13 protein-coding genes are annotated in these 10,771 nt (G+C 26.9%); 3 read left to right on the top strand and 10 right to left on the bottom strand.

Annotated features, from left to right (window positions below; genetic code table 11):
- The first annotated feature begins 108 nt into the window (after nt 1-108).
- The gene (locus VN21_RS08870; protein ID WP_046822936.1) at nt 109-819 is read left to right on the top strand and encodes an N-acetylmuramoyl-L-alanine amidase; all 711 of its coding nucleotides are present in this window, start codon (nt 109-111) and stop codon (nt 817-819) included.
- 31 nt (nt 820-850) lie between these two features.
- Here VN21_RS08870 and VN21_RS08865 read toward each other — a convergent pair whose 3' ends face one another.
- Complete coding sequence (locus VN21_RS08865) at nt 851-1,258, bottom strand: hypothetical protein (RefSeq protein ID WP_046822935.1); 408 nt, start codon at nt 1,256-1,258, stop codon at nt 851-853.
- A 56-nt stretch (nt 1,259-1,314) separates the two neighbouring features.
- Nucleotides 1,315-1,704: a hypothetical protein gene (locus VN21_RS08860; RefSeq protein WP_046822934.1), complete on the bottom strand. Its 390-nt coding sequence runs from the start codon at nt 1,702-1,704 to the stop codon at nt 1,315-1,317.
- 160 nt (nt 1,705-1,864) lie between these two features.
- Here VN21_RS08860 and VN21_RS08855 point away from each other — a divergent pair, with 160 nt between their 5' ends.
- Nucleotides 1,865-3,010 (top strand): DEAD/DEAH box helicase, encoded by a 1,146-nt coding sequence (locus tag VN21_RS08855; protein ID WP_046822933.1) that lies wholly within the window; start codon nt 1,865-1,867, stop codon nt 3,008-3,010.
- Nucleotides 3,011-3,032: 22 nt separating this feature from the next.
- On the opposite strand, the gene VN21_RS08850 is transcribed toward VN21_RS08855, so the two are convergent.
- The 4 genes from VN21_RS08850 to VN21_RS08835 form a co-directional block, all read right to left on the bottom strand.
- Nucleotides 3,033-4,310, bottom strand: a complete 1,278-nt coding sequence (locus VN21_RS08850; RefSeq protein ID WP_046822932.1) for a methionine gamma-lyase family protein — start codon at nt 4,308-4,310, stop codon at nt 3,033-3,035.
- 157 nt (nt 4,311-4,467) lie between these two features.
- Nucleotides 4,468-5,385 carry a hypothetical protein gene (locus tag VN21_RS08845; protein WP_046822931.1) on the bottom strand — a complete coding sequence of 306 codons (918 nt, stop codon included), beginning with the start codon at nt 5,383-5,385 and terminating at the stop codon, nt 4,468-4,470.
- A gap of 34 nt (nt 5,386-5,419) precedes the next feature.
- The gene (locus tag VN21_RS08840) at nt 5,420-6,058 is read right to left on the bottom strand and encodes a nitroreductase family protein (RefSeq protein ID WP_046822930.1); all 639 of its coding nucleotides are present in this window, start codon (nt 6,056-6,058) and stop codon (nt 5,420-5,422) included.
- A gap of 180 nt (nt 6,059-6,238) precedes the next feature.
- Nucleotides 6,239-6,631: a single-stranded DNA-binding protein gene (locus VN21_RS08835; RefSeq protein WP_046822929.1), complete on the bottom strand. Its 393-nt coding sequence runs from the start codon at nt 6,629-6,631 to the stop codon at nt 6,239-6,241.
- Nucleotides 6,632-6,854: 223 nt separating this feature from the next.
- Here VN21_RS08835 and VN21_RS08830 point away from each other — a divergent pair, with 223 nt between their 5' ends.
- On the top strand, nt 6,855-7,373 hold the full coding sequence (locus VN21_RS08830) for a peptidylprolyl isomerase (protein ID WP_226896688.1): 519 nt from the start codon (nt 6,855-6,857) through the stop codon (nt 7,371-7,373).
- Nucleotides 7,374-7,403: 30 nt separating this feature from the next.
- Here VN21_RS08830 and bioA read toward each other — a convergent pair whose 3' ends face one another.
- From bioA to VN21_RS19250, 4 genes are all read right to left on the bottom strand, one after another.
- A complete protein-coding gene (gene bioA, locus VN21_RS08825) occupies nt 7,404-8,765 on the bottom strand; it encodes an adenosylmethionine--8-amino-7-oxononanoate transaminase (protein ID WP_046822927.1) in 1,362 nt (453 codons plus the stop codon).
- A 15-nt stretch (nt 8,766-8,780) separates the two neighbouring features.
- On the bottom strand, nt 8,781-9,467 hold the full coding sequence (bioD, locus tag VN21_RS08820) for a dethiobiotin synthase (RefSeq protein ID WP_046822926.1): 687 nt from the start codon (nt 9,465-9,467) through the stop codon (nt 8,781-8,783).
- Nucleotides 9,468-9,480: 13 nt separating this feature from the next.
- Entirely contained in the window at nt 9,481-10,431 is a 951-nt protein-coding gene (gene bioB, locus VN21_RS08815; RefSeq protein WP_046822925.1) for a biotin synthase BioB, read from the bottom strand.
- A gap of 161 nt (nt 10,432-10,592) precedes the next feature.
- Nucleotides 10,593-10,724, bottom strand: coding sequence for a hypothetical protein (locus VN21_RS19250; RefSeq protein ID WP_021429037.1), 132 nt, complete (start codon nt 10,722-10,724; stop codon nt 10,593-10,595).
- Between the last annotated feature and the right edge of the window lie 47 nt (nt 10,725-10,771).

Below are 10,771 nucleotides of genomic sequence, written 5' to 3'. Positions count from 1 at the left end.
TTCTTCCTAATAAATAAAATATATATTTATTTAATCGAACCAAATTTAATCGTGTTTCATAATATATTTTAGTACATTATGTACAAATGTGCTTTCAAGGAGGTAATTATGATCAAAAAAATTTTTATAGATCCAGGCCATGGTGGTATAGATAGTGGTGCTGTAGGTATTAATAATTTACTTGAAAAAAATATAAACTTATCAGTAGCAAAAAAAGTTGAATCATTATTGAAAAAACAAAATGTTGAGGTGAAGCTAAGCAGAACTGATGATTCTACACTTTCTTTAGATGGAAGAACTTCATCAGCTAATAATTGGGGTGCTGACTGCTACGTTTCAATACATTGTAATTCATTTAATAAAACAGCTAGCGGTATTGAAACTTTTAGCTATACTGATAAAACTAAAGATTTAGCTAATTGTATACATGAAGAAATACTAAAAACTAACGCTTTTACTAAAAATAGAGGCTTAAAAACTGCAAACTTTTATGTTTTAAGAAAAAGTAATATGAGATCTTGTTTAATTGAACTCGCTTTTATAGATAATGAGCTTGATGCCAAGTTGCTTAGAGAAGATCAAGATAAATTTGCACTTGCTATTGCTAAAGGAATATGTAAGTATGTAGGAGTAGAGTTTAAAATTGAAACTAATTCCCCAAATACAAAGCCAACTAATCCTCCAGTAGAAGATTCAAATGTTTTCTATAGAGTAGTTTGTGGTTCATTTAATAATAGAGTTTATGCAGAAGAAATGATTGAAAATCTAAAGGCTCATGGATACACAGATATTTTTATAGACATATTTAATAAAAAATAAAAATAAGGGTATCTACCATAGATACCCTTTCCTATTTTATAAATTCTATATCAATAGGCATTTTTATAACTATTTCTTTTTTATCATTCCAAGTTTTATAATCTTTTATAATATCGCCTTTTATTTCTCTATATACAGGCCTTACCTTTACATAACCTTCATTATATTTATTTTCGATATCTTTATTATTTATATTTATCCCTTTAAATATATTAGTTTTTATTTCATAATTTATAGCGTCTTGTTCGTCTTTGTTTAAGTTAACATTATAAATTGTCTCATAATTTAAATTTGTATTTAATTCTTCATAACTTCCTTTTATTATTTTATCATCTGTTTTTTGAAAGTATAAATCATAATAATTAAGTGCTTTTGCACTTCCTGTAAATAAATACACAATAGTTATAGCTAAAGCAAATATTTTTATTATTTTACGCACAATTTCACCTCTATAATTTCAATATTTAATGTTATTGTGCTTCTTTTCTTATTTAATTATTTATTTTTTTTGATTATTTTAAAGTTATCATCTAATATTTTGATTACTATAAAGTCAGCAATTTCTAAAATAATTAATATAAAAAATAGTTTTTGATTATTTATAAGCGTTAATATGTACAATATAGGTGTTGTTATTATAGTAAATATACCTAATTTAGTTAAACTTTCAGACTTCTTATCTTTATACGAAGTTAAAAGTTTATCAAACAATTCATCTATATCTATGTTTTTTGCAATTATTGCTAAGTTTATAATCCTATCTATTATAACTACTATCCAAAAAAATTTATTCGCATAATCATACATTAAAGTATAAGCAGGTATATATAAAACCTCTCTCCATAAAATTAATCTCAATAAAATTTCCTCAACTTTGTTGCTCATCATATTATGCTCCTTTTTGATTTTCATAGTTTATATTATATTACAACTATATATACTAATTCAAATTTATTTACCTTTAATTAATACTTTTGAATTATGTTTAAATTAGTGTTATACTATAAATCTAATTTAAACATAATATATAAAAAAGGAGTAAAAAATGAATAAACCTCAAGATATTAATTTAGATTCTAATCTAGTTAAAGCCTTACAAATTCAAGGTATAAACAATTTAAATAAAATTCAATCCCTAGTTTATGATGATATAAAAAATCATACAGATTTAATAATTCAATCAGAAACTGGAAGTGGAAAAACACTAGCTTATTTACTTCCTCTATTTGAAAAAATAGATACTTCAAAGAGAGAAACTCAAGTTATAGTTTTAGCTCCAACACATGAGTTAGTTATGCAAATAATAGACCAAGTTAAGTTACTTGCTAAAAATTCAACTATCGAAGTAACTACACTTCCTCTAATAGGAGAAGTTAATATTCAAAAACAAATTAAAAATATAAAAAGCACAAAACCTCATATAGTGGTTGGTACTTCAGGTAGAATTCTTGATTTAGTAAAACAAAAGAAATTAAAAGTTCATAATGTAAAAACAATCGTTTTAGATGAAGTAGACAGTCTTCTTTCATCTAAAAATGTAAATACAGTTAAAGATATAATAAAATGCACACTTAGAGATAGACAATTATTAGCATTTTCTGCTAGTGCAAATGATAAGTGCATAAAAATCTTAAGTGAAATAATGAAAGAACCTAAGATAATAAAAACTGAACCTAAAGTAACTGCTAATAAAAATATAAATCATATGTATTTATCTTGTGATAAAAGAGATAAATTCAAATATCTTAGAAAGTCTTTAGCTGCTCTTAATCCAAAAAAATCTATAGTATTTGTAAATAACGAAGAAAGCATAGAGATAATAAACGATAAGCTAAACTTCCATAACAGAAATTCTGTATGTATATACGGTAGCATGAGTAAAGAAGATAGAAAAAATGCTTTATACAAATTCAGAACAGGAAAAGCTAAAGTGTTAGTTTCTTCTGATTTATCAGCTAGAGGACTTGATATTAAAGATGTAACACATGTCTTTAACTTAGATTTCCCTGTTAGTAACAATGAATATATACATAGAAGTGGTAGAACTGGTAGAGGAAACAATACAGGTGATACAGTTTCTATAGTTACTAACAACGAATTAGCTGCTATACGTATTTTATCAAAAGAATTTAACCTAAATATAGCACATAAAGATTTATATGAAGGAAAATTAATAGACTATAAAAAATAAACCCTCATTTCTGAGGGTTTTTTTATTTATTCTTTTTCATGTATTGATATGCTTTTAAAGTTCCCATTTTTGAGTGATCAAATGTTAATCCACCTTGGAAGTAAACATTATATGGAGGCTTTATAGGTGCATCTGCACTTAATTCTATAGATGAACCTTGAATAAATGCTCCTGCAGCCATTATAACTTCACTATCATACCCTGGCATTGCCCACGGCTCTGGTTTAACAAATGAATCAACCGGAGCTGCTGCTTGAACACCTTGACAGAAAGCTACAACCTCATCTGCACTATTTAATCTTACACATTGGATTATATCACTTCTTAGGTCATCATACTTTGGTAGGACATCATAACCTAATTTTTCAAACATTCTAGAACAGAATATAGCCCCCATTAAAGCTTGTGAAACTACATATGGAGCCATAAAGAATCCTTGTAAAACAGTTCTACTCGTACCAAATGTAAGTCCACACTCTTTTCCTATACCAGGAGATGTAAGTCTATATGATACAAGTTCTACTAATTCTTTTTTACCAACTATATATCCTCCAGTTAAAGCAAGTCCTCCACCTGGATTTTTTATAAGTGATCCTGCCATTATATCTGCACCTACATCTGTAGGTTCTTTAGTCTCTATAAATTCACCATAGCAATTATCTACCATTACTATAACTTCTGGTTTAACACTTTTTACAGTTTCTATAACTTCTTTTATATCTTCTATAGTTAAAGATTTTCTCCATGAATATCCTTTTGATCTTTGGATCATAACAAGTTTTGTTTTATCATTAATCTTTTCTTTTATTCCATCAAGGTCAACCTCTCCATTTTCTAAAAAGTCTACTTGATTATATGTAACTCCAAATTCCTTTAAAGATCCTTTTTCTTCTCTAATCCCTATTACACCCTCTAGTGTATCATATGGTTTCCCAGTTACAGATAATATTTCATCTCCTGGTCTTACTATACCTTGTACACAAAGTGTTAATGCATGAGTTCCATTAACTATAATAGGTCTTACTATAGCATCTTCTGTATTGAAAACTTTTGAATATATTTCTTCAATTTTTTCACGACCTATATCGTTATATCCGTATCCAGTCGTCCAGTTAAAGTGATTGTCACTTAAATTAGACTCTTGCATAGCTCTTAAAACTTTATACTGATTATATTCTCTTGTTTCTTTTATTTCTTCAAATCTACCTTTAATATCTTCCATAACTTCATTTGATAAGTTGAATATTTCATCGTCTAACCCATAGAAGTTTTTTAATAATTCTTTCGTTTCATTAAGCATTTTATCACCTGTCTTTATTAAGATTAAATTAACATCTGAATTTTATCATATATACTATATTATCGCAAGTTTACCAATTTTTACTTATTAGCACTTACTTTGTTTATTTTAAAATCTAATAAGTCCATTGCGTAAAATAAGACCTATATAATAGGCCTTATTTTACAAACTTATTTACAAAGTTTATCATCATCACTTTAAATATACCACTGTAATCAACTACTTGAGCTATTTTTTGATTATTAGCTGCCTCATCGTTAAAGTTTGCTATCTTAAAACAAAGCTCACCGTTAGTTTTTTCTATTATATATCCAAAGTCTCTAACTTGAGAAATTTCCAAATCTCCCATATCACAATCTAATTCTGTTATAGTTTCTCCATTTGCACATAATATACCTTGAGAATACGAACTTGAATCTACTCCAAATGTAACATATAGACTATTATTTTCTAATGTATTTAATATATCTTCTTTATTAAGATTCTCTTTATTTAAAGTTGGTTTTTCATCTTTTACAAAAAGTCTATCTGTAAGTGAGCTTTTTCTCATTGTAGATGGTATATATTCTTTATCTATAGTATCATCCAAAGACTCCCTTGTTGTTTTTATAAAATTCTCTATATCAAAGTTACTTTCATTTATTTTTAAAATATTTAAATTCTCTATGTTTTCTTTCGGTATATACTTTACTACATTTTGAAATACCTCATATATATCACAAATCTCATAACCTTTTTTTATATAGTTTAGCTTTATTTCATATTCCTTATCAAAGTCATTTAATAAATTATTTAATTCATCTTTAGTTTCACTATCTTTTATGCTACTTACAAAAGGAATAATTTTATTTGGCTTCATTAAAAATGTTTCAAGTGGTTTTATAGTTTCATTTGCCTCAATTATATCAGATTCTTCAAATGCTCTTTCTATACCATCCTCTAAAAAAGCTACTTCAACTTCCATTTCATACTCATCTTTAGGTATGGTATTTTCTCCAACTGGGTACATTACTATTAATTTGCTTTTATCGTATACATATCCAAATGAATATGATATATCTAAACTATTGCTCATACTTATCGCTCCTAATCTTTTGTCTATATTTATTTTAATCTATAAAAGAAAGTACTTCTTCTATAGGCTTTCTACTTGGTCTTGGATGTTTTTTATCACTTGGTACCCCTAGTGGAGTCATACATACCAATTCAAACCCTTCTTTTTCAAACCCAATACAACTTTTTATTTCTTCTCTAGCAAAGTTCGGTCCAGCCATCCAACATGTTCCATAACCTAATGCACTAGCTGCCAATAATATATTTTCCATAGCAGCACCTATATTTTGTATTCCAGGATCTGAAAATAAAGCTTTTTTCTTTTCTTCTTTACTTGCACCTACTAAGTCTAGTACATTATATTCACCATTTGGATAATCACTTCCATAAACTAATATTAGTATAGGTGCATTTTTAAATACAGTATAATATGGTAACATTTTTCTAAATGAATCTCTAGCTTCTTTATCATGAATGCCTTCTGATAAATCAGCCCCCTTTTTTTCAACAATGTTAGCAATTTCTCTTACTTTATCTTTATCTGTTACTACTACAAAGTGCCAATTCTGAAGATTTTTTCCAGAAGGTGCATAAGTACCTGCTTTAATAATCTCAATAATATCTTCTCTTGGAACTTTATCTTCCTTATAACTTCTTATGCTAACTCTGTCATAAATAAAATCTAACCTTTTCATTATACCATCTCCCTTTATTTATTTAAATTAGTTTATTTTTAATATAATTATATAACTTATATCATTTATATGATTAAATACTTATTATTTTTTTAAAAATTTTTTCACAGCTCAAAAGACTACTTGATTTGTTATATGAAATTTTTATAATTTCAATAACAAATCAAGTAGTCTTTTTATCTAAAGTGGAAGCATAGCTTCATCCATATTAACTTTTTCACCTTCAAATATGTCAATTCCATTTATTTGTTTTTTGTTATGTTCTAATAAAGTAACATTATAAGTAGTAATTTTAGTGCTATATCTTCTATTTTCCTCCTTATCTAAATATTCGTCTATTCTAAGTTCTCCTTTTACAGATACTAAATTTCCTTTTTTAATTTTATTTGCACATATGTCTGCAGCTTCTTTCCAAGCTTCAATTCTTATAAAATCGGTTTTTTGCCCTTTACTTTCTTTTTTTAATTTTCTATCAACAGCTAATGTAAAATTTGTTACAAGTATATTTTTTTCTCCTACATATTTTACCTCTGGATCTTTAGTTAATCTTCCAACTAATATAACACTATTCATTTTATTTTCCTCCTATCACTTCAATCGATTTATATTTCAATTATAACCAAACATTTGTTCTTTATACATTTATTGTTATTTATTTCAAACCAACTATATCTTGTATGATATAATCTAAACTATAAATAATTTGGAAGGTGATTTAATGAGTACTGATAGTAATTTTTTCTCTAAAATGTTTAGATGTTTTAGTGGATCTAAAAAAGAATTTAAAAATGAAGTAATGGAAGCTCCAAGTGAACTTCCTATAGCCTATATTGATGTAGAAAATATAGGCGTTATAGAAGCTGAACTTTATCCTCATATTGCTCCAAATACAGTAAATAATTTTATTCATTTGGCAAACAATAACTTTTATGATAATTTAACTTTTCATAGAATTGTAAAAAACTTTGTTATTCAAGGAGGATGCCCTGAGGGATCAGGTATGGGTGGCCCAGGTTATTCAATAGAAGGAGAATTTAATAAAAACAATTTTAGGAATGATTTAAAACATACAGAGGGTGTTTTATCTATGGCTAGAAGTCAATCTAAAAACAGCGGAGGTAGCCAATTTTTTATAATTACTAAATCTGCTCCTCATCTTAATGGAAAATATGCTGGTTTTGGTAAAGTAATAAATGGAATGGATTTAGTTTATAAAATAGAAGATTTAGGAAGTAAGGGTACATTATTTGTTATTAAATCTATAAAAATAGATACTAAAGGTGAAACTTACAATGAACCTATAAAACATAAATAAAAAGCTGCAAAAGCAGCTTTTTTAATTATATTATAAAACTTCAACTTTTAGACTTTCTAAAACTTCATCCATAGTCTCTTTACAAACTCTTACTATCTTTTTCATATCAGATTTGCTTATAACATATGGAGGGTTAAAATAAATTACATTTCCTAGCGGTCTTAATAGTACACCTTTTTTAAGTGCTTTTTTATATATCTTATATCCTACTCTAAGATCTGAATCAAATCCAAGTTTAAGATTTTTATCTTCAACTAATTCAATTGCATTTATAAGACCTATAGAACGTATTTCCCCAACATGTTTATGTTCTTTAAAACTTTCATTTAAAAGATTTGTAAAATATTTTGATTTTTCTTCATTCTTACATAATATTTTTTCATCCTCAAATATATTTAAAACTTCATTTGCTATACTGCATCCTATAGGATTTCCTGAATATGTGTGGCTATGCATAAATGCTTTATATGTATTGTAATCATCATAAAACGCATCATATATATTATCCTTTGTAAGAACTAAAGCCATAGGAACATATCCTGCTGTTAAGCCTTTTGATAAACACATAAAATCAGGAGTTATATCTGCATGTTCGCACGCAAACGTTTTCCCTGTTCGCCCAAATCCAACAGCTATTTCATCTGCGATTAAGTGTATATCATACTTATGACATAACTGTCTTAATTTTTTTAAATATATAGGTGAATAAATCTTCATCCCTGCCGCACCTTGTAGCATAGGCTCTATTATTATTGATGCAATTTCTTCATGACTTTCTTTTACATAGTCTTCCATACTTTCAAAACATTCAGCATCACAAGTTTTTCTTTCTTTATTATATTTACATCTGTAACAATCTGGTCCATCTACTCTTTTAGTGTCTAGCATAATAGGATTGTATACTTTGCTATATAAGTCTAAATCTCCAACGGAAAGAGCCCCTATAGTTTCTCCATGATATGCATCTGTTATAGCTACAAACTTTTGTTTTTTTGTATTTCCAACTTGAGCATGGTATTGAAAACTCATTTTCAAGGCGCATTCAACTGATGCTGATCCATTATCTGTAAAAAATACTTTATTCAGACCATTTGGCGCTAGGTTTATTATTCTTTCACAAAGTTCTATTGCTGGCTTATGTGTAAAATTCGCAAATATTACATGTTCCAATTTATTTATTTGATTATTTATAGCATTATTTATCCTTTTATTTGAGTGTCCAAATAAATTACACCACCAAGAGCTTATAGCGTCTATATATTCGTTCCCATTTATATCATATAAGTATATTCCTTCACCCTCTTCTATAACTATTGGCTTAAAAGTTTCATAGTCTTTCATCTGAGAACATGGATGCCATATGTATTTTAAATCTTTCTCTACTAAATTCATTTCAATCCCCCAATATTATTCTAATATTTTATCTAAATCAATATTAATATCATCACTTTCATTTTGGTACTTAGGAATAAAGGCAACTATATTGACATTAGTAAGTTTTTCTATAACTTTCGCATTATCAGCATGAACTATATTGTTTTTATCATACTCATTTAATATAATTCCTCTTATCTTTATATTTTTTTCTTCAAGGTACTTAACTGTTAATACAGTATGATTTATCGTACCTACAGATGATCTTGCAACAACTAATACCTCAAAGCCTAGTAATTTTATTATATCTTCTAATAATATACATTCATTATCATCAATTTTTATGGGGCAAACTATACCTCCACTTCCTTCTGCTAATATAAACTCATACTTATTTGATAAATTCTCAAAATCATATTTTATTTTTTCTAGTTTAATTTCTTTATCTTCAATAACTGATGCTAAGTGTGGTGAAACTGCTTTTTTAAAAGTGTAGGATACCATTTCATCATAATTGGAATCAATACCTGAAATATCACATACATACTTTGCATCTCCAGGAATTAATTTATTGTCTATTTCATCTGCGCCACTTAAAGCAGCTTTAAAATATGTAGCATTTATATTACTTTTTAATAATCTTTTCATTATCATAGCGCTTATATAAGTTTTTCCAACATCTGTGTCTGTACCTGTAATAAATATACCTTTACTATTCATCAAATCCTCCCCCTTATAATTTAAACCCTAAAGACTTAATCATTTCGATATCATTTGAAATTGTATTTCCACATGTAGTTAGTAAATCTCCTGTTATAGTTGCATTTGCACCACCTTCAAATGCAATACGTCCAAAGTCTGTTAATAAATTTCTTCCTCCTGCTAACCTTATGTAGCTTTTAGGATTTATAAATCTAAAAATAGCTAATGATTTTAAAAACTCATCTTCTGTTATAGGATTTTCTATATTTATGCTTGTTCCTTCAATATAATTTAAAACATTTAATGGAATTGATTTTATATTTAAACGTCTTAACTCAAAAGCCATCTCTATCCTATCTAGTTCACTTTCTCCAAGTCCAAAAATTCCTCCACTACATACTTCAAGCCCCACTCTTTGTGCATCCTTTATAGTGTTTATTTTTTCATCATATGTATGAGTTGTACAAATTTTTTCAAAATATCGTCTCGAAGTCTCTAGATTATTATGGTATCTTTTTACTCCTGATTTTTTTAGTTTACTCAAAGCATTCTGATCTAATAACCCATGTGATGCACATGTTTCAATACCAACATCATCAACTATACACTTATATACTTCACAAATTTTATCAACTTCTTTTTCACTTAAATTTTTACCTGATGTAACAATTGAATATCTTTTAACTCCTTTTTTCTTGTGATATATTGCATCATTTTTTAAATTATCTTTACTTAATAAAGGATATATTTCTATATTAGTTTCATGATTAGATGATTGTGAACAAAACTTGCAATCTTCACTGCATTTTCCGCTTTTGCCATTAACTATAGAGCAAATGTCAAATTCATTTTTTAAATAAAAATTTCTAATTTCATTTGCACATTTAAGCAAATCTTTAGTTTTATATTTCAAAAGTTCTATAGCTTCTTCTTTGCTTATTTCGTATCCATTTTTTATATCTTTACAAATTTTATGTATCATTTTGAAATCTCCTTGAAATACTCAATTTTACTTAAATTGTAATTCTTAATTCATTTTTAGTCAACTATTTTATATCATTAAGTTAACATTTCATCTATAAGTTTATTTTAAAAACATAAAAAAAGCCGCAAAAGCGGCTTATATGTATATGCAATTTATTATTATTCTTTTTTAAAATATTCATACCATATATTAACTATTTCTGAAGTTTTTAAGCATTCTAATTTTTTTCTATTTATTGGATGTCTTCTAATATTTACAGAATGTAAATCTCTTATTAATTGGCTTTTCATAAATTTTCCCCCTTTGTTATAATATAAATCTATATTAAAATATATTG

This window comes from Paraclostridium benzoelyticum (assembly GCF_001006285.1).
Taxonomy (GTDB): domain Bacteria; phylum Bacillota; class Clostridia; order Peptostreptococcales; family Peptostreptococcaceae; genus Paraclostridium; species Paraclostridium benzoelyticum.
The sequence above is the reverse complement of the archived record's forward strand: the minus strand, read 5'-3'. Positions and strand labels throughout refer to the sequence as shown.